The following is a 23053-nucleotide window of genomic DNA, read 5'->3' as shown; positions in this document are numbered from 1 at the left end:
AGGGGATCGCACTGTTATTAGTCTGATTTGCGCGACATTCCACCATGGAAACGGCGACAAAACGCCAGATGTGTGTCGCACGACCGCGTGACAAGCAATTCTTCTCCGCTTATTTTCGAGGTGACGCGGAACGTATTGGCAATAACGGAATTCAAATGTCGTTTCATCAATGGGAGCGCCCGTGAACAACGCAATTATCTATCTGATAGGCCACTACGGGGTTGGCAAATATACCATCGGCAAGGAAATCACCGCTGCAACCGGCGCAAAGCTGTTTGACAATCATCTCGCCAACAATGTTGTCTTTTCGCTGGTTGGCGTAGAGGGCGCCAAGACCATACCGGAGCGTATCTGGAACCTGATCGGCGTCATCCGCGAACAGGCTTTTCTGGCGATCGAGGAATTTACTGCGCCCGATGCCAGCTTTGTTCTGACCAATTGTCTCATTGAGGGAAACCCGCGCGACAGGGCATATTTCGACCGGGCGCTGGCGTTGTCGCAAAAACGCGGCAGTGTTTTCGTGCCGGTGATACTGGCGGCCTCTGATGAGGTTCACGCAACCCGTGTTCCCTCACCAGACCGCGCCGAACGGTTTAAAATGACCGATGTCGCAGCCGCCAACAAAAAACGCATGGAATATCGCCTGCTGGATATCGATCATCCCAACCGCATTGATCTCGATACATCCTCCATCCCGTCGCGCGAGGCGGCACAGATCATTATCGATCACACCATAAGGCGCGCAGAAGGCACGCGTTGAAGACAGCAGGCAAACATGCATTGCAGCTTGTTTTTCCTGCCCAGACGCACTACTCGCGCAGGTTCTTGATGCAAGCAATATCAGGCCCCCTGTAGAGAGCGCCTGTCGGCATGCATGAAAACGGACAAAGGAATGTTGATGTCTTTCACGGTTGAAAAAACAATTCCCGCTGCGCGCATGCGCCAGTTCCATCAGATGGTTGAGCGCTGGCTTGCCGAAGGTCCGATCAAACTTGCGACCAATGCCACCATTTCAGCCATGGACAATGCCGGCCTGCCCAAGGAAGAACAGGCCGCGATCATCGAAGACCGCGACATCATCATGAAGCACAATATGCGCCTTGGTGTCATCAGCGAGGTCTTTGCGCCCGCCATCGAAAAAGTGGTGACGATGACCCGCTCCGGCACGCAAGCGCAGGATGAGATTGCGCGATTGATTGTAACCGCCATTGGCATCCGTCAGGCCGATGACAGCGAACTGATCACCTTCACCTTCGCCACGCAAGATGAGGCGGATGCCTTCGACAAATCCGTCTGAGACATCGCAACCGCCGCACCGGTTTTAAGGCCGTTGCAGCCTTGTCTTGTCCGGTTATAGTGCCCCCGGTTGTGTGATTGCTAAGACAGCAATGACGGGGGGGACGTGATGAAAAAGAATATCCTTATTGTCGGCGGCAGTTCAGGCGTCGGGCTGGAACTGGCCCGGCATTATGTCAGCGAAGGGCATAATGTCTGCGTCACCGGCCGCACCGAACCTGACCTGCCAGATGCGCGCTTTTTCCCGCTGCCGATCACCGCATCATCAGCTGATCTGACTGAGGGTATCGACCGTCTGGTTACGTCCTTCACTGGTATCAACACGCTTGTTTACGCTGCCGGTTTTCTGCAGCGCGGCGCCATCGACACGCTGGATGAAGACGCGCTGCTGACCATGACCAATGTCGGCCTTGTTGCGCCGATGATGCTGGCCGCACGGCTGAAACCTCTGGCACCAACGCCGCTGAAATTGATGTTGATCACCTCAAGTTCCGGCTACACACCCCGGCCACAGGAACCGGCTTACGCCGCAACCAAGGCCGGTTTGACCATGCTTGGCGCATCGCTGGTGCGCGATCCCGGCATTGGCAAGGTGCTGGTGGTCGCTCCATCAGGCATCCAGACACCGTTCTGGAAGCACACCGGCGAAGACACCGGCACCATGCTGGAACCGCGCTGGACGGCAGACCAGATCGTTGATCTCTCCGGCGGCGCCTTTAAATACAAATATGCAAAAATCCTGCGCAACCCGGCACGGGTTGAGGTGGTGGAAAAGCTCGATAATGATTTTAAATCAATGGATTGAGATGACCATCACGCCATCAGCACGATAACCACACGTCATCACGTCATCACGTCATCACGTGACCAGTGGCATGATCTCGACGGCATCACCGGGAAAGACGGTGAGATGCGGATTGTCATGGAACAGCTGCGCCGCAGACTCGGCGGTGTCAGCCTCCACAACCAGATAACCGCAGATCGTGTTGCTGGCCGGGGCAATACCACCACGGTCAATGCGGGTGGTTTTTCCCACCATGCCACCGTGATCGACAATGGCGGCGGAGATTTTCTCCTCCCACGGCCCCCATTGTTTGACGCCTTCAGCGTTAATCGCATCCTGCTCGGCCTGCGGCAGGTTTCGGAACGCCGCAAAGTCTTCGTGCTTCATGGTGTAGAGTGCAAGAAACCGGGGCATCATCGCCTCCCTGATATCAGACGTCGCCAGCCTACATCCGGTGCGCGCAAAAGTATCTGGCAAATTTCATGGCGGTCGGGGCAGGGCATTTAACACCCACCTATACCGCTCAAATCTTGCCGCCCATCCACAGTATGGTCATCACAAAACCGCCAATTGCCATGGTCGATGAGATAATCGTCGCCACGACAAGAGATACGAGCCTGAGCGGCGGAATGTGGCGCGAGACTTCCAACTGGTATTTGCTGCGGATCGTCTCAGGGTTATCGCAGGAAACGCTGATGTCACCGGGTGCTGCGCATTCAAAGGAACCAAGCGGCATGGCCTGTTTACCGCTCATGTCAGTGCGTTTGACCTGAAAAAATCCCCGTCGATAGGACCGGTAAGGCAGCAACTCTCCCTCAGGCGACGTTGAAACGGTGAACCGGGCCGAGAAATGCGACGTGCCGGCAAAAAAGGTCAAAGGCGGTATCAAGACATTGATCACGTAACGCCCTTGCTTCGGTATGGTCAGTTTGAATGGCTCGGCACGTGCCGCAAACCGAACCCGGAAGCGGGGAAAGATAATCCGGCCGAGCATGATGATGCACCGCACCAGCAGATAGATGCCAAGAAGCATGGCCGCGGGGGCAAAAAGATAAGAAGACACAGCTGGCAAGGTGATGATCAATCCCTGAAAACATTCTCTGAAAACAATGATTTCACACATTAATTGACGGATAGACTCTAATGCAATCACACCTATTGGCGGTTGGCAAAAATCTGCTCATAATTGCGTGGCACCGGTTGCGACATTGTCTGAGGGGGCGTTGATGAACCATGTCTGGATTGCGGTGATCATTTTCGGGTGCCTGTCTATAGCGTCCATTGGCGCGATGTTGCTGTCTCCAAAAATGCAACTGCGGCATCGCGATGATGAAACCAGCGCAGTCGTGCGGCTCATCGCCAACATCTTCGTGGTTATGTCATCGCTCGTGTTCGGCCTGATGATCAATTCGGCCAAAAACACCTATGAGAGCATTGACGATAACCTGCATGCCTTTTCCACCAACGTCATTCTTCTCGATAGATCACTAAGAACCTACGGGCTGGCGGGCAAAGAGACGCGCGACAGGATCCGCGACTATCTGGAACACGCGATCAACAACCCTGCCAGGGCCGACATGGCCATGCCTGATAATGCAGGCCGTGCGCTAGACGCGGTTGGAGACGCGCTGCTTTCCATCGAACCCAAGGATCAATTCCATCAAACCCTGCTGCTGGACATCCGCCAGCAATATCGTCGGGTGGTTGAACAGCGTTGGGGCATCGTTGAAAATGCCGAGGGCGCCATTCCAAGACCGTTGATTGCGCTGGTCGCGGCGTGGCTTACCCTTATCTTTGCCAGTTTCGGGTACCGGGCACCTGCCAATGCCGTGGTGGTCACGTCATTTATCGTTGGCGCCGGCCTCATCGCCACCGCATTTCATCTTGTGCTGGACATGGATATCCCGTTCCAGGGCGTGATCCAGATTTCGGATACACCGCTGCGCCGCGCCCTTGCGGAAGTGGGCAGTTGAGGCAGGGCAGTTGGCCGGCATTGGCGGAAAATGAGCCGCCCTCATCACATATTTTGGGTGAACGAGGATCGAGGCAAGGGGTTGGGAGTTGCATTCCGCCTGACCAAACCAGCACGCAACGTTAATTGTTGTGGGCATATAATGTGGCAGGAATGCCGGTTTTCTGGGGAAAATTGCGTCGCAGAGGCATCTCACTCACGCATTGAAATGTTTTGTAACCCAATATGAGTTTCCAATTCGCGCGAATTTGGGCATCACGTCACCAAGAAATGCAATCTGACGCCAAGACTCGAATCAAGAATGTTAGAAAAAATGAAAAATTCGTCCTCTCCAAGCCAGCTTCCTCACAACAAGCTCTTTAAAAGCGGCGACGTCTTCGTTCTTTTCGGAGAACTTTTTGGACGTGGTTACGCCACGGGATTGATTGATGAAGCCCGCAAGGCCGGCATGAAAATTGTTGGCATCACCGTTGGACGCCGCAACGAAGACAATTCGCTGCGCCCGCTGGATGCTGAAGAACTGGCCGCTGCCGAGGAAAGACTGGGCGGCAAGATTATCAACATCCCGCTGATGGCAGGTTTTGATCTCGATGCGCCCGCAGGTGGCAAGACCCCGACAGACCTTCTGTCCGGCATGACCATTGGCAGCTGGGAACAGGACAAGCTGGACTGGGATTATGTAAAGCAGTGTCATGAGGTTGGTACCAAGCGCTTCACCGATGCGCTGGAAAAGGTCATGGCCGAGCTGGATGGCATGATCGGGCAGGGGCAGAACGTGTTCTTTGCCCACACCATGGCCGGTGGCATTCCCAAGGCCAAGGTGTTCCTGGTTCTTGCTAACCGTATCTACAAGGGTACCGGTGCCCGCCACATGTCGTCGCAGGCGCTGCTTGAAAGCGATCTCGGCAAGCTGATCCTGCAGAACTTCGATGCCGTGTCGGCCGATACATTTGGCCACCTGATCGAGTTCAGCGCTGCCATTCGCCAGCGCGTTGAAGCCGCAGGCAACCAGGTTCGTTACACGGCCTATGGTTACCACGGCGCTGAAATCCTGATTGATGGTCAGTACCGCTGGCAGACCTACACCAACTATACGCAGGGCTATGCCAAGATGCGGCTGGAAGGCATTGCCGAAAAGGCATGGGACAACGGCATCAAGGCCACTGTCTACAACTGCCCGGAAATCCGCACCAATTCGTCTGACGTGTTCACCGGCATCGAATTGCCGTTGATCCCGCTGCTGTCTGCTTTGAAAAAAGAAGGCGGCGCAGAATGGGCAGACGAACAGTGGAACACCTGCCAGGCGCTGTTGGTGGACAATGTCACGCTGGATGACGTGATGGACAAGATCCACACCATGCAGGCCAGCGACGTGATGACGCCGTTCTACAATTTCTCGGCTTGGCCAATGCCAAACAGCCAGGCGCAGGCGGATCTGACCATCAGCACCTCGCATGACATTTCGCAGATGCACCGCGATGGCAAGGCGCTGATCAGCGACCATCTCAGCACGCTGGTGGTGGAAGCAACCGGACAGTTGATTTTCCGCTCGTCCACCGCACCAACCGGTCCGGTTCAGTGGTTGAACCACGATATCGTAGCCAAGCAGTTGAACGCGACGCATGCGCGCGCAGAAAACAACGCTGCACTGCGCCAATCGGCTTGATCAATCTTTATTGTCAGTAGATTTGCTGGCAGTTTTCTAAAACCCCTGTCGACCGCCGCAAATCTTGTTGGCCGTCACAGGGGTTTTCTTTTGCTGGCTCACAACGCCTTAAACGGTGGCGGGCATATCAACGAACACCGGCCGGCGCGTCAAGCGGGTGTTCCGCCGCCGCCAGCTGGGCGGCGCGGGCGTCGTTTTTCTTCTTCTTGTTTTGGTCATGGTGCCAGTTGATTGAGTAGTACATGCCAATGCCGACCACTCACCTCAATATTTCCAGGCTGTGACTTGCTGCCTGACATGGTGTCGGCGACAAAAACCCGTCGCAAATTATCAAGCGCGGCAAAGGCCGTGGTCTCAGCTCTCGCGCGCCTTCAGGCGTCGCCGGTCACGCTCCACAGTTTCCGCACCCATCTCGGTCAGACGGAATTGTCGTTTCTGAAACTCCCCACGAATTTCCACATAACCCTGCTCTTGCGCCTCATAAAGCGTCTTGAGGCTCGAACCTTTTGGGGGTGCCTGCCAACCCGTGCCAACAGCACTGTGCAGCAATACCATGATCTTCATCATGTCAGCTCTCCATTGTCGCGGCAGATCAGTCACCCGATCATCCGTTTTCTTGCATTTAAAGCTGCTGGTATCCGCTAGGCATCCGGCTGGTCAAGCTTTATGAATACGCGCAGGTATACGCTTGCGAGGTTCAATGGCTGTTCTGACAGATATCCTGATTGCCCCAACACAAGATGCACCGGCAATTATTGCCAACTGGCCCGGCGCCAAAAACTGGCCGGGCATGCAAACCAGCGGGCTCGACGCGCTGGTGCTGTCAGACCTTGCCGAAGCGCTCGGCCAATCGGCGCTTGCCATCGCCATTGAAGAGCTTGATCCGCATTCCCTCAAGGACGAGGCAAACGGTCCATGGCTTTACGTGCTGCCCAACGACCTGCGCGACCACCTTGCCAACCTCAAAGCAGATGACCTCGGCCCCATCGCCAGAACCTGGTCTCAGCAGGAAGAGGCAATGGCCCGCGGCATGACGGAAGATGACGCCGCACGCCTGCTGTTACAAATCCAGTCCCTTGCCACCACCGCCCGCGACGACCAGAAGCCGATGCTGCTTTGGGTTTCGTTGTAGGAATCGGCCACAAGGCTCTCATACGTTTAACGTCAATAATGGTATCTTGAAGGTACGTCATGCTAGCGCAAATTCTTCAGACAGCTTCAGTCGTCATTGCAGCAGCATCCTTCGTCTATGGTATCGGCTCATGGAGAAGAGCCGCTATCGGACAGAAACGCGTTGATCTTGCTGTGGAGGGTATTATCGCCTTTCGCCAGGTGGAGCAGGCATTTCGAGAAATTCGATCGCCATTTTCGCATGACCATGAAGGGGCAACGCGAAAGCCTAGAAACGGTGAAACAGAAAGCGATGCGAAGCTAAACCAGCAGGCGTACGTCGCGATGGAGAGGATGAATGCACGTTCTGAGAAATTCGCCAAGCTGCAGTCATTAAGGCACCAGTTTGAGGCTTACTACGGGAAAGACGCGCTTGAACCTTTCGATAGTGTCCTCAGCATCCAGAACGAAATCGTTCGCGCCTCATATCTTCTTGAGATCCATTGGAAGAAGCAGGGCAAACAATTCGAATCGCAAGAAGCATTCGATGCTCACTTGACGAAAATGCACGCTGCGGAAGCTATTTTTTGGGACCGATATGAAGAGCCAGATCCGATCAATCCTCGGGTTGACGAAGTCATGCGGAAAGTAGACGAAATTTGCCGCGACGTTATCGAACCATCCCGTAATATTGCAGTTGTGGCGAAAAACGTTCGGAAGCGGTTCAGGCGTTTTTGGCTATGTAAGTAAGCATCTGCTACCAGAAAATCTCGCGCCATCCTTTCGTAGCCTGCAACATTGTAACGACAATCAATTAAAACAGATTGCCAGATCCCCCAATCTTGTACAATCCTTGTAGTTTACCTTCAGCGCCCTCTGTTGATATTGCCGAAATCCCCAAGAATATCTCTGCTTGTGCCGAACCGCGTATTTGGATTCCGAAACTCTTGGAATTTGCCAATATATGAGCCTCGTTATTCGAAATGTTAGCGGAGAACATCGTATAAATACCCGATGGTGCACGAAAACATCTGCTCGTTATATCAATTCTAATCTCCTCTTCGTTAGCGATAATCTCGACTAAGGGGAAGTTCATTAGCTCATCGTGTCTTCCCATAGTCTCGACCAATGCTACAAAAGCGAAGCCATCTGTTTTTGAGTAAACCAAAATAACTTTGCCGTGTCCCCACAGTGAATCTCTCTCACCTCGGACCCACATCGCTTCTGCATGAAGCTCTACTGCCCAAGTAGGTTCAGTCATGCCTCCGGTGATAACTTTCAATTTTTTCAATTGTTCTTCGTCGACGAATTGTACTTGGTCTCCGCGTGTGCTTGCAGAAAGCTCCAAGAAGGCTGGGGGGATACCCATTTCTACGATGTATGCAGCGATGGTCGCAGAAAGCCGTTGTGACCGCTCAATACTCTCCGGTATCGGGTTCTTAAACGAGAATTGATGTACTCCAAATTTTGAGCCATCTGGCAAGTATCGGAGCCTACCACCGAGAAACATCAGCGTTGCAGCGCTGATGCAGTTTCCAGCAATACGCCTGCGCGGAATTATTAGATCTTCAGGTTGTTGCGGATCTAAAATGTATGTGCCGATGGATGTCGAGAACCAAGCCTGGCGGATCAATCGCCCGATAGCAATCGCTGCTTCAACATGTCCACCTCCAGAATTAATGTAAACCAAAGTTCTGGGTGGTGGCGTGACTCGCTCGAGAAATTTTTTGAATTTCTCATCATCACCTTCCTCAATTCGTCCGAAGGCACTGATATGGAAAAAACCTCCAAAGAAACCCTCTGCAGCAGTTTGCGGCTCAGAATATTCGAAATTCATTGCTGATGGCACTCCCCGAGCCAGTAGATTTCGATCGCGATATTGTTGTTGACTGCGGAGGTTAAATCTAAAACTCGCCAGTGGCTACTGGAGCCATATCTCTATCTGTGGATGCAAATCTGATGAACTTGATCTTTAGATGTGGATCGTCAAATCTCCCATCGGATTGGAGAATTAAATGGCTATCAGGGCGATAACTATACCATCGGCTAACGGCAATTTGCAGCTTATAATAGAATCTGGGAAATCGATTGTTGTCATAGGCTCCAATGGCTCAGGCAAAACGCGCTTGGGTGTGATGATCGACAGCGAGTACCAAAACCAAGCAACGGCCCATCGAATATCGGCGCATCGATCACTTGCTATGAATACAGCTGTTCAACCGCCAAATTTGGACATCGCGCTTAATCAGTTACGTTATGGAAATAACCAAGCACGCAACAAAATCGGGCACCGCTGGCGTTCAAACCCTGCGATCTCCATGCTTTCAGACTTCGATCACTTAATTGCTGCGCTTTACGCCGAAGAAAACAATGTCTCGGTCAAATTTAGACAAGACGCTAAAGTTAATTCAACTACTGAGGTTGCCACAACCAAACTCGATATTTTGCGGGAGATATGGCAGCAGCTTTTACCACATCGCACTCTTATCGTCGAAGCATCGAACGTTAAAACGGCTCCAACAGGACAATTAGGTGCTGCATATAATGCGTCCGAGATGAGCGATGGCGAAAGAGTAATTTTCTACTTGCTCGGCCAAGCGTTGCTCGCGGAATCGGATAGTCTTCTAATCATAGACGAACCGGAATTGCATATTAACAAATCTGTTCTGTCGAAACTATTTGACAAAATTGAAACAGCCAGACCGGACTGTTGTTTTCTATACATAACACACGATGTAGAATTTGCCATGTCGCGGCATGCAGCCCCGAAATATGTGGTTCGCGCATATCAAAAGAAGCCGGAACTATGGGATATTGAGCATGTCCCCGAAGATACAAACATTCCAGACGACGTCATAGCACTTATCGTTGGCAGTCGACTGCCTGTGCTCTTTGTTGAAGGCGACGGAGGTAGCTTAGATATCGCACTTTATCGTCGTGTCTTCGAGAGTTTTACTGTCATACCCGTTGGCAACTGCGAACAGGTAATTCACACGGTTTCCAGTTTCGCAAATAGAAAAGAACTACACAGGGTAGGATGTGCGGGAATGATCGACGCTGATGGTCGATCCGAAGAAGAAAGCCAGTACTTAGCTCGAAAATCTGTCTATACCTTACCTGTGTCGGAAGTCGAAAATCTTTTGCTGCTCCCAACAATATTCACGGAATTGGCTAAGGCGCTTTCATTCAATGACGTTGAGGCGAACCAAAAGCTTACAGAACTTAAAGAACGTGTAATAAGCTTGGCATCAATGGAGATTGATCGAATATGTCTCGATTATACGAGACGTCGGATCGACGCGGCGGTGAAGAAGATAGGTCTCACAGCAACTGATATTGGAGCGCTGGAGAGTGATTTCCGTGATGCGACCCTAGCAGTAGCCCCTAAGGAAATCTTCACGAGCATACAGGCGGAGTTGCGCGACGCTGTAGCTTCCGGCGACTACGCAACCATTCTCCGCCACTATGACAACAAAGGGCTGCTGGCCGAGGCGGCAAAGCTATTGGGGCATCAAAAAAAGTCTCTTGAGGAATTTATAGGACGAACATTACGTGGTAACAGCCAACCAGCCTTACTTGCTGCGCTAATAAGTGTGTTGCCTACGCCTATTCCGCGCCCGTAGCCTCACCCTCCAACAGAAACGCCGCATCACCACCGCGCATCATCAATACGCAGCAACCCGGCAGGCCGGGGCCATTCAGGCAGTTTGCCATCAACACAGGCCGGGAATTTCAGCCGTTTTGCTAGCCCCCAGGACGTTGTCTCCATGTCGTGACATAGATCATCTGCCGTGTCGTTGATGGGGCTGCCGTGAAAGTCATGCACCCCGCCATCCACCAACAGGGCAGCTGTCCGGGCAAGGGAAAGCCTGGCGGATAGTCTCTCGCCCGTTAACTGGCAGTGGCGCAATGCGCGTAGAACGGCTGCCGCCATCAGATAGCCCGTGGCGTGGTCCAGAGCCTGCACGGGCAGGGGCACCGGTTTTGTGTCCTTAGCGCGTCGCATGCCCTCATCAGCGATGCCGCAGCTCATCTGCACCAGACTGTCAAAGCCGCGCCGCTCTCTCCACGCGCCACCCCAGCCATAGGCATTCAGACTGACCTCAATCAGGCCGGGAGACAGGCGTTGCCGTGTCTCGGCGTCGTAACCAAGCCTGTCCAGCGCGCCGGGGCGATAGCCGTGAACGAGCACATCGGCCTGCGCAATCAGCCTTTCAAAGATCTGGCGGTCGCTGACCACATGCAGGTCCAGACCGGCGCGGCGTTTGCCAAGCGTCACCTCGGGTTCCAGCGCCGGCTCATGCCAGTTGGGCGGATCAAGCCTCAAAACATCCGCACCAAAACCCGCCAGAAAACGTGTTGCCACAGGTCCCGCCAAGATGCGGGTGAGATCCAGCACACGGCGGCCGCGCAGACCCGAAAGTTTCGGGCCGTAACCAGACTGATGCCAGGCAATCAGCGGTTCGCTGTGCACCTGTTGCCCCTGCGGGTGGTGTGCCCATTCGGCAAGACTGTGCATGGCGGCGGCTGCACCACCTTCATTGACAACCGCGTCTTCCAGATCGTTCTTTTTCCAGTCGGCAATCACCTCTGTCAGCCGTGCCTTGTCAGGATCACAGTTCAACACCCGCAATGCCGCCTCGCGATGATGCTGGGCATTGGTATGCAGGCGTATCCAGCCATCTGCGGCCTGGTAATCTCCCGCCAACGGGTCCCAGGCCGATGGCAGGCTCCAGCCCGAAGGGCGAAGCGTCATGCCAAACCACAACAGGCAGAAGCGGCGGTCGATTGAAATGTCCCGCGCGCCCAGCAAAGCGGCCAGTTCACGCGTTGCGGCCGTTACCGCCGCCTCGGCCATGTCAGACACCCGAAAGCAGGCGGAAAGCTCGCCGCTGCCACGCTGCACGACCTTCACATCGTCGGCCAAATCCAGGCCCAGCGCTTCGTTGATCTGCCGGTTGAAATCATCAGCCATTTTGCATCTCCTTCACATGGTCAGCAGATGGTGCCGCGCAATTGACACGCCGTAAATCTTGATCAACATAATCAATATGAAAAAATCAGACTGGATCGACGCCGCAACGGCTTGCGACATGCTGGGGGTCAAACCGCAAACCCTCTATGCCTATGTCAGCCGCGGTCTTTTGCGCGCCGAGGCCGATGCGCAGGATGCCCGCCACAGTCTCTACAAACAGTCGGATGTCGAAGATCTGGCCCGGCTGCGCCGCAGGCCACGGGCGAGGGCCGAGATTGCCGAACATGCAATCCGCTGGGGAGAGCCGGTTCTCACGACCTCGCTGACGGAAGTGCGCGATGGCATGTTGTGGCTGCGTGGCAAATCAATTGCCGACTGTGCCGAACACCTGACAGTGGAAGGTGTCGCCGCCCATCTTTGGGGTGCTGAACCAACCGACTTCGTCAGCGGTTATGCACCTGATCCGTCCGCTGGGCCTGATGCTGCGCTGGGGCCACTTGGCAGGGCGTTACAAGCACTTGCTTACGAGGTGCCGCAAGTGGCTGATCTTGACGACAGGACGGCCAATAGCATTGCGCGTCATGGCGGCAGGTTGGTCTCCATCGTCACCAATGCGCTTTTGGGTGTTCAGGCCACAGGGCCGATCCATCACCGGTTGGGGCAGGCATGGGGTGTCGATGCAGAAGGGTTGGACAATCTGCGCTGCGCGCTGGTGTTGTTGAGCGATCATGAGCTGAACCCATCCACTTTCGCGGTGCGGGTTGCAGCCTCGACGGGGGCAAGCCTGCCCGCCGCTCTGCTTTCCGGCCTTGCAACACTCAGTGGCCCGCGCCATGGCGGCGTTGCATCGCTGGCACGGCATGCATTACAGGCCGCGTTGCGTGGCAAAACCCACGACTTTCTGGCGCAACATGCCAACCAGCCACCCTACAGTTACGGCTTTGGGCATCCGCTTTATCCGGATGGTGATCCGCGTGCGCGGATCATTCTCAATCGCCTGGCGGACAAGGGCGCGGTGGTCAGCGCCATTACATCACTGTCGGATCAGTTGGGCCTGCCACCCAATATCGATGCAGCACTGGCGGCCTTAAGCGAGGCGCAGAACGTGCCCGACACGGCCGCCTTCACGATTTTTGCCACCGGCCGGCTGGTTGGCTGGATTGCCCACGCCATGGAACAACAGGAGAGCGGCGAAATCATCCGCCCGCGAGCCCGCTACCGTGAAAAACCCTGAAGATGACGAGGGTGTCCGTGCCATCCAAAATCGAGAAGTGCCGGTTGGCCATTGCCCTATGCCGCATAAAAATGCCGATAGGCCGCCCAACCGGCCAAGGCCGACACTGCAAGCCAGATCAGCACGACGGCGACAAGCCCCGCACGGCTGCTGGGCCTGTTTTGCTGTAACGTGCCGCGTTGCCTGAAATCCGTCATCAAGTCTGGCGGAACCATGCGAATGGCCAATAAAATGCCAAGTGGCACGATCAACAGATCATCAAGATAACCGAGCACCTGAATAAAGTCCGGGATGAGATCGATGGGCGACAGCGCGTAAGCGGCAACCGCACCGGCAACCAGTTTCGCGGCTATCGGCGTTTTCGGGTCGCGCGCTGCAATCCACAGCGCAATGACATCACGCTTTATGGCGCGTGCCCATTGTTTCACAGAACCGATCCACCCGGCCATGGCCACGTCTCCAACCTCGGCATTTGTCCGCGCATCGATAGGGTATAGATTGCTCTAAGCTTTTCAATGGATGAGAAAATCAGTTGACGGATGCGGCGCACTGACGATGTTTGTCTTGTTATCGCCCAGAGATATGTCGGAGCCATGGTGGAAACTGAACGTTTGATCTTACGCCCATCCCGCAGGGCAGACATTGCAGAACTGTTTGAATTTCTGGGAGACCCGGTGGCCATGCAACATACCCACAGCGATAAAACGCTGCGGGAGTGCCAGCGGCGCGTGATGGTTCACGAGTGGCGAAGACGCCGGGATGGCTGCGCGCCCTGGGTGGTGGTGCGCCGCGAAGATGGGCGCATCATCGGCTGGGGCGGCCTGTACGAAGATCCGTTCGACCCTGGCTGGAATTTCGAAGTGGGATATTACTTTCGCCCTGATGTGTGGGGCAAGGGTTACGCGTCCGAACTAGTCGGCGCGGCGCTCGCCGTTGCCGATAAGCGGCTTGAACTTGCCGAAGTCTGGGCAATGGCCCATCCGGACAATGGCGGCTCACAAAGGGTGCTGCAGAAGGCCGGTTTTGTCTTTGCGCGCCATCTTCCAGAACGCAACCGCCTTTTGTTTAGAAGACAGCGCCCAGTCTCCTGATGGTGACATGAGCGGCGCAGAGCAGGGCGCCGCTCCATCCATGGTTCCCACCGCAGGAAACTCTTGACAATCTTGAGGTACGTACCTCATTCTGCATCCAGTCTCTGGGAGGAGGGAAGGATGCAACACGGTTCTGCCATCACAAGTGAAGAGCAATTACGGGCACTCTATCCGCCAACACATGCGCTTGCGGTTCAAAAACTTCAGCCAACGCTTGGTGTGCACGCGCAGGACTTCATCCGCCGGTCACCCTTTGTTTGTCTCGGCACACAGAATTTGGATGGCCGGGCCGATGTAAGCCCCCGTGGCGACCCGGCTGGTTTCGTGAAAATCCTCGACAACAAAACATTGGCAGTACCCGATCGTCCGGGAAACAATCGGTTGGACAGCCTGTCAAACATCATAGCCAACCCGGCCGTGGGGCTGCTGTTTATGATACCCGGCTTTGATGACACGCTGCGTGTCAACGGATTTGCCAGACTGGTCACGGACCCGGAACTTCTCGAAACCATGTCGGTCAACAACCGCGTTCCCACACTCGCAATCGTGGTGCGGGTCAACGAAGTGTTTCTGCATTGCGCAAAGGCGCTCAGGCGTTCGCGCATCTGGGAACCAGAACACCGGCAGGACCGCCGCCAAATGCCATCACTGATCAAGATGATACTGGATGAAACCACCGGCGCACCGGGCGAGGAGGAGATGCGCAAGATCGATGCCGGTTTGGAAGAAGATTACCAGAAGACCATGTATTAGAAACGCTGTGCGCCACGTGCAGTGAAGTCGAAATCAGCTTGTGGCTGCGCCGCCTCTTTCAATGTCAACGTCACGACGCAGGGCGATGACCCAACCGTGTGGCTTCGCTCCGGTTGGAAGGTCATATTTCGATCGGGTGATTAGGCGGGTGAGGAGTAGTGTCTGTTCGGACGGATATCGCTATTAATATAGCTCAGCGGTCTGTTAAGTCACTCGTTGATATAAACCATCGAATGTGACACCCATGCCATATTGTCCACCAGTGTCTTCTTCATAAACCTTTAAGTGACCGTCATCTGTGAATGTTAGCTCGGTCGTTGCTGGTCCTTGGATAAGTAGAGACGGACGGGTGTAAAATAGCGACGCGCCGTCGATAATTTCTGAAAAGAAATCCAAGGTTCCCATGTTCGGGCCATATTCCCGCGACATGCCTTGGTACGCCATGCCTGTTACGAAGTATCTCGGTTGCCCGTCGACTGTGTCTGGCAATGGAATTATTCGAATCTCAGCCGGGCTTTCATTGCTGCCTAACCGCACCCACTGACCCGCATGTGGGTCAGCATCGGGAAGAGAGAGTACTCCGAAATGGACTTTTTGGGACAATGCCGATCCCAACCAATCGAGCAACTCTTTCTTGTATTCCTTCACCTCTTGAATTTTGAATCCTTTTCTTTGCGATGTCGTGGTGTCGTATTCGTCATGATGGTGTAGGCACAAAAAAGCGAGGTTGGCGGGCGAATGATTAGAGTTATTCCGATCTAAGTGCGCGATCTGACCAGACTTTATTTCTGTATCGCGATCAAGCGCGAAACAAATGCAACATCTACGGCGGCTCTCAACGAGAGCCAACGTTTCATTTTCATTAGGCATTCGTGGTCTTGCCATTGTGTCTCCGCTCTCATTCGTTCGAGGGCGCTAAATAATGCTTATTCCAGTAAACTCCTGAGACGACCCACACCCGCTACGCCCTTGAGTGTACTGTAGTCGGTCTCATCCATGATCTTTCCTGCCCCCCGAACCATCAAGGTACTGTCTACGATCAGGAGATCGCTATAAAACCGTAGAAAGCAGAAAACATAGGCCCCTGCCGTTATTTATTGAGAAACACCGCCTGAAATCCGTCTCAGGAGCGCCTGCGATATTGTATTGCAGCGACTGTGAAAATTAACTCGCTGCGACGGTCATTCATTGCTCAAGTCCCATGACATCAATTTTGACACCTCGTGCTCGGAGGAAGTCAATAAATTTGTCCTTGAATTGTGATGTTTTTGGCAAACGATCGCGTCCCAAGTTTATGATCTCAGCCGAAGGTGGCTCCACCGTGAAAGTCACATTAAATTGCTCGACGCGTAATTCTTCGTGGCCGGAAATGAAATCGTCCAATTCAGAGAATAGCTTGCCTTTTTCCTCGGGTAATAGCGTATCATAAAATGGATACTGCTTGACGTGCTCAACGAAACTTGAACCTGTCATAGGTACCGCACCGCGCCCGGTTACGATATGTTCCATTAGCCAGTTCGTCACGTAATTGTTGAACTGCTTGTAGTCTTCACTATTGAGGAAGTTCACGGCCAGTTCACCGAAGACCATCTGACGATTATTGGGTTCGAGATTGGGTTCGTCAGGAAAATTTAACCAAATGTCTGGGGGGCGGATATATTGAACGCCGCGCTTTCTCTTTGAAAGCCAGTCAAGATGCTGCTGATAGTTCGCGGAAACGGTAGCAACGTGCTGATACATCTCCAGTTCATAAATCGCCATAGCAGATAATTTAGCCCAAACGTTCGCTAGTGCGGCATCTGCATATTTCGCTCGCTGGGCTCTCAGTTGTGCAACTTCTTTGTCCAACTCGTCTTTCTAGGTATTTAACGTATTAACCGAAGCATAAAGCACGCTTTCACGCTGCGATAGCTCAGCGTTCTTTTGCGACAATAGAACACCGATCTCTTGGGCTCTCTTGATCTCGGATGATAGGCGAACGGCAGTAACCGTCAATTCGTCGGTACGGGAGCGATAAGCATCGTTTTCAGACTTGAGCGTGACCTGTTCATCCTCCAAGGCTCTCTTCGCTCGTCGGACATCCGTAAGCTCTTCCTGAGTTGCAATCACTTCAGTCCTAAGTTGCTTCTCCAAACGCTCCGGGATTGATGTGAAAAATGCAGCCCATATTGCGATTATTATTGCAACCGCTGCTGCCAACCCCTGCAGACAGTCTGAAATGAAAGTAAAGTTGGCCCGCGAAATTAGCCTGTGTTTATTGTTTGCATCGTCTACCAAACCGTTGCTCCCGCCGTACTGCTTCTAAACTCCCGATGAAGCACTCGTAGTGTGTTGCATGTCCAATCTCTCTGCGCAATGCAGACACACAAAAGGGAGACATGGCGCCTCTCTTTGAGCTTGTCGGATTCAAGTAATTCAAGGCATTAAGAGGATGATGACGCGCTCTAATCGCCCAACAGCAATGCCGCGCCCTTGGAAAACAATACCTTCCTTCACCAACAGCTTTCAGCGTAACCTGCACGCCCTATGCAAGTGCAGTCTGGAGCAGCGATATGAGCGTCTCGAACCGGTTTCTGGGCCTTGGCAATGATCTCAAGGACATCAACGGCGATGGGCAGACGCCGCGCATCGTGCTGTTTGGGGCAGGGTTTGGCAGCGCCTATCCCGGCAGTGAAGATACCGGCCATGCGCTGGCCGCCGATGCCATTCGAGCTGCGTCCCAGGAAGACGCGCCGCTGATCGATCACTTCGATTTTGATCTCGGCGGGCCGTTGTTTGATAACAAGCCGGTGTCCTGCATCGACATTGGCAACATCAAGACCACGCATCACGACAATGCCGGCAACCGCGCGAGCATCGAAGCGCAGACCCGCCAGGTGCTGGGCCAGAAGGCCGTGCCGATCCTGCTGGGCGGTGATTGTTCGGTCACCATTCCGTTCCTGTCGGCCTTTGCCGGTCGCGGCCCAATCTGGGTGCTGCAGATCGACGCGCATATTGACTGGCGTGACGAGGTGAGGGGCGAACGTTACGGTTATTCCAGCCCGATGCGCCGCGCCAGCGAAATGCCTGAGGTGGCCGGCATGGTGCAGGTTGGCCTGCGCAGTGTGGGCAGTGCGCGCCCAAGCGATGTCAACGACGCACTTGCCTATGGCAGCCGTTTTGTCACCGCGCGGGAAATGCAGAGCCAAGGCGTTGAAGCGGCGCTCAACCATATTCCTGATGGGGTAAACGTCGTCATTTCACTAGATTGCGACAGCATCGATCCCGCCATCATGCCCGGTGTCGCCGCCCGCACACCGGGCGGATTGACCTATACGCAAATCATCGACCTGATTTCAGGCGTCGGCAAAAAGGCGCGCATTGCAGGCTTTGACCTTGTCGAGCTTTACCCGCCAGCCGATGTGGATGGTCTCTCAGCGCTGACGGCGGCGCGCATTCTCGTCAACACCATCGGCACGATTGTTCGGCAAGACTGAAACGCGGCAATCCTTGACTTGCGCAGCTATTGCATCTGGCGCCCAAGACTGAAGCTGGCTGCATTCCGGCAACAAGTGCGGGAATGAAGGAAATTGGGGCGTGACTCGGCGCCTTTACTTCTACCCCTGTGGCAGAGGAAGAGAGACCATCGTCTCAGCTTGCTCAGTGATAGATTTTTCAGGTGAGGGGTTCCTGCGCGCAACCGTGTCCACCCGACATCCACCTACGCTTCCTGTCTCGCTCCAAACATTGCCCACACCACAGGCATCCCGTCGACCCGCGTCTACGCGGCCAAAAGGCTCTCTCCACCGCAAGACATGGCGGTCGCGCGTTGCCGCAACAGGCGGGAAGTTTGGGTGTCGTCACAGTTTTCGAATCACCCCAACATGAACAGATTCGTTAACGCGAAATCTGAATATGAACGGGCAACATGCCAAATGTGGCAGCAAAAACGGCCTGAAACTGCCTCCGGAATATCGCAAATGCGAAATACTACGTGATGACAGAGATCCGACGTGACACTGACACCCCCCGGCAGAGGTCGACGCCAGGACGCCGAAAAAGCCAATAAAAACAGCTTGTCAGCCCCTAAAAAACACTGCCCCGCTGCAACGCGAAATCAAGTTCCGCGTTATTACCGCTCTGCGGCTTTGTAACATACCGTTCACTTTTGCGTAAAAACCGTAAATTTTTAAGATTCTGAACGGAACATGAATGTAAGATAACAGTTCATTCATCTGACGTTCATCTTTGAATTGGAGCCACGCGATGTTTTTGAGCACTCTTCACGATACCAATGCCTTCAGCTTTGGCGCTGGCGGAAATCTCACGGCCCGTTGCGCCGCAATCGAGGAAGAACTGCACTATCTGCCAAACTTCTCCGGTACAAATATCGTTGTCACGGTTGAAGGCGGTTGCGTTGTATTGAGCGGAACGGTTGAAACCCGGCAGGACCTTTACCGCGCAATTAACGTTGCAAGCGATATCGCCGGTGCAGGCAATGTCATCTTCCGCGTTCAGCACGAGCCAGTGCTGGTCTCGTAAGGCCCAGCACGCGGCCGCTAACAACGGCCAACATCACGATACCCCCGCCCGTCATATCACGGGGGCGGGGTAAAAATTCCGGTCAGCAAACACATCATTTGCAACCGCTCAGAATTATCGGAACCTTTTTACAGCCTGCGGGTTGTTCCGCCAGATCCCAAATTTCCCAGGGTATGGCAACCATGAAGTCGCTTATCGATGCAGCCCGTTCTAAGTCCAGATCATGGACCGCAACGGTTTTGCGCGACTGGGGCCCGGCACTTGCCGCCTTCGCCATCATCCTGTCATCAGGCTTTTACGCCAACACGCTGATCAGCACGGCGCTGTCACAATCGCTACGCAGCTTCTGACTGGTCGTTATCCGGATAGTCTTTGTTATCAAACGCCCTTAAAAGCAAAAACCCCAGCCAAAAGGCCGGGGTGGACGCTGCTAAAAAAGCAATACCTAAAAACATCGTGCAATATACGACAGGTTTCTAGCAAAGGTTATTTGTGAAAATCAATATCCAATTTTAGGTAGAGTGGAATAATTCCACCACTCAACCGAAATTGTTGCGACCACGCCGGTAACCACATGGTGATTACCGAGGGAAACATGCCAATTATGCTTTCATTGGATTCAAGGCTTGAGCTGTGTTAGACAGTGGCCAAACATCGTAGCGCGGCCTGTCCAGCGCTTTGGCACGACTTTGGAAAATAATGAAAAAACAGTATCTTAACCGCGAAAAAACCTTCGCCGTTGCACCTATGATCGATGGGGCTGATAGTTTCAAATAACGCAATGAAATCAATGCCTGAAAATTTAATGTAGCAAATTCGTAGCACTTTGAAGGGTTCAAAGTGCTACAACATCAGTGGATGTTCTACTTTTGATCTGAGTGAGATGGCTCTAAAAACGAGCCTTCGGAAAGTCCGAAATGTGCAGCCACAACCTGCCAAAGTTCACCGTCACCAGATGCTCGTCTGTCTGCTTCTAAGCGAGCGAGGTCACCCTGCAGGCGTGATAGAACTGGGTCGGTGATTGGCTGTCCCCAGTATGACTTGAGCAGCCTGTTTCCATCCTCACCAAGGTAGGCTTCCAGCGCTTCTGCCAAACGTTCAAAGAAGAAAGCTTTGAATTCAGCTGGCACCATATTGATGATGCTGACTTCCTCTCCGGTTGTCACGTCAGTGACATTCGGAAGCTCGATGCTGATTGAGGCGCGCGGCGCGTAACCATCTTCTACCTGGGCGACGAGATGCTTTTGTTTGAGTTGAGACACAATGTCCGCGAGGAGTTGCTTTCCAATCGACGAGCTTCCATCTTTGCAGAAAAACTCTTCGTAGTTCATCGCAATCACCCCAATTGGTATCCATAATTTGAAGTTACATCTTTCGCCCAGTGGGTTGAATACTGCAAATCAGCGGTGCAGCTGGCGAAATTCCTTCAATGCGGCGGCGCGTCTCTGGTCTATATAATCGGCCAAGTCCTGTAGCGCGACGCCCTTCTGGCACTTCTGTGATGCCTCTGATCTGACGATTGGAATGGAGATCTCTCCGCTGCCAGCCTTGCGCACAAACTTGTCCGGCGTCAGGTGGCTGAAGTAATCGCGGCATACATCCTCTACGGGTATGACGGCTTTGCCGCCATACTGTGTGAACAGGAGGAATACCGTGGAGAAGCCGCCGGCGTTCGGTTCGGTGATGTTCATGGCTCGTCTCCAAATCCCAGCGTCAACTGGCTTGTTGTTCTCGCGGCCTTGGTCGGTTCAGTTGGGCTGCCCATCCATTTTGGCCGCTTGGTCTCCTGTCCCTCTGGCAATCTTTTCCATTTGAATAAACCGAGTGCGCCGGCGGCCGGGATGAAATCAACGGGCTGGGTATTCGTCAGGACCAAACCTTTTGGCCCGAAGAACCAAGGGCTATCCATTTCGGACACGATGTTGGTGATGGTGGTGACGCCGACAATTCCGCCGATCTGCAGCTCTGATGGATCCGGGCAGGTGATGCCGATCGATGCCATGAATTCAGACGCTTCTTCGTACTCGGCGCGTGTCATCCCCTGGCTGGCATGGATGCAGCAGGCGCCACGGAAACTGAGGCCTGGATTGCGTTTGCTCCAGTCACGGTTTTCGACCGGCTTGCCGCCGTAAACAATCGCCCATGCCCACGGCTGGCGAATTGAAATTGCGACGTTAGGAAGGGGGTGCATTTAGCCCTCCTGCTTTGCGGGTGCTGCGGGGAGGTGCGCTAATGGCTCATGAGGCGCATAGCCACAAATAGCGCAGAACCACGGATATTTTTTGTTCGGTTCAAACCTGTGTCGATTATCAACACGTGCTTTCGCCACGTCCTGCACCTGTGTGGTGACGGACAGTCGCTGCCATGCCGCAAGCAAGCGTTCGATGATTTGCTCACGAGCATCTTCATCCATATCACCGTCGCCGTTGTATACTCCGAGCGCAGTATAAATAAGTTCCTGGTCGTCAGGCGTCCATTGCTCATTGATTTTGACGCCTTTAAATCCCGACCAATCCAAACCCTTCGTGACCACGGTTCGTGAGGGTTGTTGCGGATTGAAATCCTTTAAAGCGAAGGATCGCTCTGCATTCTTTTCGACATCAGTGGCGACCAGCAGCCATTGCGGTTCGGGGTGCCACTCGGTCGAGCCAAACTCAATTCGAATTGGCTGGATTTTGCGCGTCGAAATTTCACCGCGCCAATTCTTATAGGGAAGCTCCAGTGGCTCACCAGCTGGCTTCTCGTTGGTGTGTGTGTCTTCCTGCAACGCTCGCCGCAGGTTCTCGATAAACTTCGCGGTCGGCTCCTTAGTTTTCCAGTTTGGACTGTCCCACTGGTCGACGACAGCGCGCGCGGCTGCAATAAGATTATTCTGCATGGTCGCCTCCAGTGATTTTCGTTGTGAACCGTGCAAGTGGGTGAGGCATGAACTCGATGGGGTTCACAGGGCTTTCGCCCTCCAGATCCCACCAGTAGGCACGCTTGCCGCTGCCTACCCATGTTGCCTGGTAGATGCGGCCATCATCATCTCGCACCCAGTATTCTTCGGAGTTTGTAATCGGGCTTGGTAAGTCTGCGTAATCGTGGACACGATCTACGGATGTGTCTGCCTCTGAGATTGGCAACCACCGGCACAGCTTTTCCAGTTCGGTTTCAACGGTGTTAGCGCGTTCCCGATTTGCCTTTGAAACCTCGCGGAGCTGGTTGGCCTCGGCTTCGTAAGAGCGCGCCACTTCTTCCGCCTCGGCCAATCTGGCTGCCAGTTTGACTACGGAGATCATGTCGCCGTCCGACGTTTCCGTCAGCAGCTCCTCGTCTTCAGACAGACGCCTGATGCCGATAATCAGTTCGGCATTTTCTTCCTGCAGCGTCTCGAACTTTTCGACCAGCTCGGTAATTGCCTCCGGATTAACCGCATGGAGATAGATCGCATGCGCCTTGCTGTTCGGGCCGCAGCCGGTGGTCGCGACGCATCGCCCATCTGCAGCAATGTGATGAATTTTGCCGACAAAAGGCTCGGTGCGGTCCACCTGAAAAGCCAACTCGTCTTTGGCTGCTGCCTTGTCCGGTGTTTCCTCGCAATAGATCGACCATGAACCAGGGGCAACGGCTGCAATGGCTTGTTTGATGTGCTCAATATCCATGTCGGTC

General features: G+C 53.8%; 29 protein-coding genes. 14 read left to right on the top strand and 15 right to left on the bottom strand.

The genetic code is table 11. The features are described from left to right. The first annotated feature begins 181 nt into the window (after window positions 1-181). From IB237_RS23635 to IB237_RS23625, 3 genes are all read left to right on the top strand, one after another. Complete coding sequence (locus IB237_RS23635) at window positions 182-760, top strand: hypothetical protein (protein ID WP_192491176.1); 579 nt, start codon at window positions 182-184, stop codon at window positions 758-760. Window positions 761-898: 138 nt separating this feature from the next. Further along, complete coding sequence (locus IB237_RS23630) at window positions 899-1297, top strand: hypothetical protein (RefSeq protein ID WP_192491175.1); 399 nt, start codon at window positions 899-901, stop codon at window positions 1295-1297. Between the two features lie 108 nt (window positions 1298-1405). After that, window positions 1406-2101 carry an SDR family oxidoreductase gene (locus IB237_RS23625; RefSeq protein ID WP_192491174.1) on the top strand — a complete coding sequence of 232 codons (696 nt, stop codon included), beginning with the start codon at window positions 1406-1408 and terminating at the stop codon, window positions 2099-2101. 54 nt (window positions 2102-2155) lie between these two features. Here IB237_RS23625 and IB237_RS23620 read toward each other — a convergent pair whose 3' ends face one another. Continuing rightward, on the bottom strand, window positions 2156-2494 hold the full coding sequence (locus IB237_RS23620) for a hypothetical protein (RefSeq protein ID WP_192491173.1): 339 nt from the start codon (window positions 2492-2494) through the stop codon (window positions 2156-2158). Window positions 2495-2603: 109 nt separating this feature from the next. Then, the gene (locus tag IB237_RS23615) at window positions 2604-3152 is read right to left on the bottom strand and encodes a hypothetical protein (protein WP_192491172.1); all 549 of its coding nucleotides are present in this window, start codon (window positions 3150-3152) and stop codon (window positions 2604-2606) included. Between the two features lie 154 nt (window positions 3153-3306). Here IB237_RS23615 and IB237_RS23610 point away from each other — a divergent pair, with 154 nt between their 5' ends. Further along, window positions 3307-4053, top strand: a complete 747-nt coding sequence (locus tag IB237_RS23610) for a hypothetical protein (RefSeq protein WP_192491171.1) — start codon at window positions 3307-3309, stop codon at window positions 4051-4053. A gap of 312 nt (window positions 4054-4365) precedes the next feature. Beyond that, entirely contained in the window at window positions 4366-5718 is a 1353-nt protein-coding gene (locus IB237_RS23605; RefSeq protein ID WP_192491170.1) for a hypothetical protein, read from the top strand. A 127-nt stretch (window positions 5719-5845) separates the two neighbouring features. Here the strand turns inward: IB237_RS23605 and IB237_RS26465 are convergent, their stop codons facing one another. Both IB237_RS26465 and IB237_RS23600 read right to left on the bottom strand, forming a co-directional pair. Next, window positions 5846-5977 carry a hypothetical protein gene (locus IB237_RS26465; RefSeq protein WP_256435730.1) on the bottom strand — a complete coding sequence of 44 codons (132 nt, stop codon included), beginning with the start codon at window positions 5975-5977 and terminating at the stop codon, window positions 5846-5848. A 95-nt stretch (window positions 5978-6072) separates the two neighbouring features. Next, window positions 6073-6273 carry a hypothetical protein gene (locus tag IB237_RS23600; RefSeq protein WP_192491211.1) on the bottom strand — a complete coding sequence of 67 codons (201 nt, stop codon included), beginning with the start codon at window positions 6271-6273 and terminating at the stop codon, window positions 6073-6075. A 145-nt stretch (window positions 6274-6418) separates the two neighbouring features. Between IB237_RS23600 and IB237_RS23595 the strand changes: the two genes are divergently transcribed. Both IB237_RS23595 and IB237_RS23590 read left to right on the top strand, forming a co-directional pair. Then, a complete protein-coding gene (locus IB237_RS23595) occupies window positions 6419-6850 on the top strand; it encodes a hypothetical protein (RefSeq protein WP_192491169.1) in 432 nt (143 codons plus the stop codon). Window positions 6851-6909: 59 nt separating this feature from the next. Then, on the top strand, window positions 6910-7578 hold the full coding sequence (locus IB237_RS23590) for a hypothetical protein (RefSeq protein WP_192491168.1): 669 nt from the start codon (window positions 6910-6912) through the stop codon (window positions 7576-7578). Window positions 7579-7642: 64 nt separating this feature from the next. Here the strand turns inward: IB237_RS23590 and IB237_RS23585 are convergent, their stop codons facing one another. After that, on the bottom strand, window positions 7643-8665 hold the full coding sequence (locus IB237_RS23585; protein WP_192491167.1) for a hypothetical protein: 1023 nt from the start codon (window positions 8663-8665) through the stop codon (window positions 7643-7645). A 178-nt stretch (window positions 8666-8843) separates the two neighbouring features. On the opposite strand from IB237_RS23585, the gene IB237_RS23580 reads away from it, so the two are divergent. Beyond that, entirely contained in the window at window positions 8844-10451 is a 1608-nt protein-coding gene (locus tag IB237_RS23580) for a DUF4435 domain-containing protein (RefSeq protein WP_192491166.1), read from the top strand. A gap of 26 nt (window positions 10452-10477) precedes the next feature. On the opposite strand, the gene IB237_RS23575 is transcribed toward IB237_RS23580, so the two are convergent. Then, a complete protein-coding gene (locus IB237_RS23575; RefSeq protein WP_192491165.1) occupies window positions 10478-11803 on the bottom strand; it encodes a CoA transferase in 1326 nt (441 codons plus the stop codon). A 76-nt stretch (window positions 11804-11879) separates the two neighbouring features. Between IB237_RS23575 and IB237_RS23570 the strand changes: the two genes are divergently transcribed. Then, window positions 11880-13037: a citrate synthase family protein gene (locus tag IB237_RS23570; RefSeq protein ID WP_192491164.1), complete on the top strand. Its 1158-nt coding sequence runs from the start codon at window positions 11880-11882 to the stop codon at window positions 13035-13037. A 56-nt stretch (window positions 13038-13093) separates the two neighbouring features. On the opposite strand, the gene IB237_RS23565 is transcribed toward IB237_RS23570, so the two are convergent. Further along, on the bottom strand, window positions 13094-13486 hold the full coding sequence (locus IB237_RS23565; protein WP_192491163.1) for a YkvA family protein: 393 nt from the start codon (window positions 13484-13486) through the stop codon (window positions 13094-13096). A 90-nt stretch (window positions 13487-13576) separates the two neighbouring features. Between IB237_RS23565 and IB237_RS23560 the strand changes: the two genes are divergently transcribed. Both IB237_RS23560 and IB237_RS23555 read left to right on the top strand, forming a co-directional pair. Further along, the gene (locus IB237_RS23560) at window positions 13577-14128 is read left to right on the top strand and encodes a GNAT family N-acetyltransferase (RefSeq protein ID WP_371815394.1); all 552 of its coding nucleotides are present in this window, start codon (window positions 13577-13579) and stop codon (window positions 14126-14128) included. Between the two features lie 120 nt (window positions 14129-14248). Further along, window positions 14249-14881, top strand: coding sequence for a pyridoxamine 5'-phosphate oxidase family protein (locus tag IB237_RS23555; protein ID WP_192491162.1), 633 nt, complete (start codon window positions 14249-14251; stop codon window positions 14879-14881). 204 nt (window positions 14882-15085) lie between these two features. Here IB237_RS23555 and IB237_RS23550 read toward each other — a convergent pair whose 3' ends face one another. From IB237_RS23550 to IB237_RS23540, 3 genes are all read right to left on the bottom strand, one after another. Further along, window positions 15086-15766, bottom strand: coding sequence for a hypothetical protein (locus IB237_RS23550; RefSeq protein ID WP_192491161.1), 681 nt, complete (start codon window positions 15764-15766; stop codon window positions 15086-15088). A 300-nt stretch (window positions 15767-16066) separates the two neighbouring features. Continuing rightward, window positions 16067-16729, bottom strand: a complete 663-nt coding sequence (locus tag IB237_RS23545; RefSeq protein WP_192491160.1) for a hypothetical protein — start codon at window positions 16727-16729, stop codon at window positions 16067-16069. A gap of 9 nt (window positions 16730-16738) precedes the next feature. Next, on the bottom strand, window positions 16739-17158 hold the full coding sequence (locus tag IB237_RS23540) for a hypothetical protein (RefSeq protein WP_192491159.1): 420 nt from the start codon (window positions 17156-17158) through the stop codon (window positions 16739-16741). A 275-nt stretch (window positions 17159-17433) separates the two neighbouring features. On the opposite strand from IB237_RS23540, the gene IB237_RS23535 reads away from it, so the two are divergent. The 3 genes from IB237_RS23535 (at window position 17434) to IB237_RS23525 (ending at window position 19752) form a co-directional block, all read left to right on the top strand. Further along, the gene (locus IB237_RS23535) at window positions 17434-18357 is read left to right on the top strand and encodes an agmatinase (RefSeq protein WP_192491158.1); all 924 of its coding nucleotides are present in this window, start codon (window positions 17434-17436) and stop codon (window positions 18355-18357) included. Window positions 18358-19126: 769 nt separating this feature from the next. After that, window positions 19127-19402: a BON domain-containing protein gene (locus IB237_RS23530; protein ID WP_192491157.1), complete on the top strand. Its 276-nt coding sequence runs from the start codon at window positions 19127-19129 to the stop codon at window positions 19400-19402. A gap of 182 nt (window positions 19403-19584) precedes the next feature. Then, on the top strand, window positions 19585-19752 hold the full coding sequence (locus tag IB237_RS23525) for a hypothetical protein (RefSeq protein WP_192491156.1): 168 nt from the start codon (window positions 19585-19587) through the stop codon (window positions 19750-19752). Between the two features lie 513 nt (window positions 19753-20265). On the opposite strand, the gene IB237_RS23520 is transcribed toward IB237_RS23525, so the two are convergent. The 5 genes from IB237_RS23520 to IB237_RS23500 all read right to left on the bottom strand — a co-directional run bounded on the left by IB237_RS23520 (window position 20266) and on the right by IB237_RS23500 (window position 23046). Continuing rightward, window positions 20266-20733, bottom strand: coding sequence for a hypothetical protein (locus IB237_RS23520; RefSeq protein WP_192491155.1), 468 nt, complete (start codon window positions 20731-20733; stop codon window positions 20266-20268). A 69-nt stretch (window positions 20734-20802) separates the two neighbouring features. Then, the gene (locus tag IB237_RS23515) at window positions 20803-21093 is read right to left on the bottom strand and encodes a pyocin activator PrtN family protein (protein ID WP_192491154.1); all 291 of its coding nucleotides are present in this window, start codon (window positions 21091-21093) and stop codon (window positions 20803-20805) included. Next, a complete protein-coding gene (locus IB237_RS23510) occupies window positions 21090-21593 on the bottom strand; it encodes a hypothetical protein (RefSeq protein ID WP_192491153.1) in 504 nt (167 codons plus the stop codon). Before IB237_RS23510 ends, IB237_RS23515 begins: the two co-directional genes overlap by 4 nt. Beyond that, window positions 21594-22280 (bottom strand): hypothetical protein, encoded by a 687-nt coding sequence (locus tag IB237_RS23505; RefSeq protein ID WP_192491152.1) that lies wholly within the window; start codon window positions 22278-22280, stop codon window positions 21594-21596. It abuts the gene before it with no gap. After that, a complete protein-coding gene (locus IB237_RS23500) occupies window positions 22270-23046 on the bottom strand; it encodes a hypothetical protein (RefSeq protein WP_192491151.1) in 777 nt (258 codons plus the stop codon). Before IB237_RS23500 ends, IB237_RS23505 begins: the two co-directional genes overlap by 11 nt. Window positions 23047-23053: the final 7 nt, after the last annotated feature.

Origin of the sequence: Agrobacterium sp. AGB01, from assembly GCF_014851585.1 — a bacterium.
Taxonomy (GTDB): domain Bacteria; phylum Pseudomonadota; class Alphaproteobacteria; order Rhizobiales; family Rhizobiaceae; genus Agrobacterium.
Note: the sequence above shows the minus strand (reverse complement) of the source record. Positions and strands in the feature narration are given on the sequence as shown.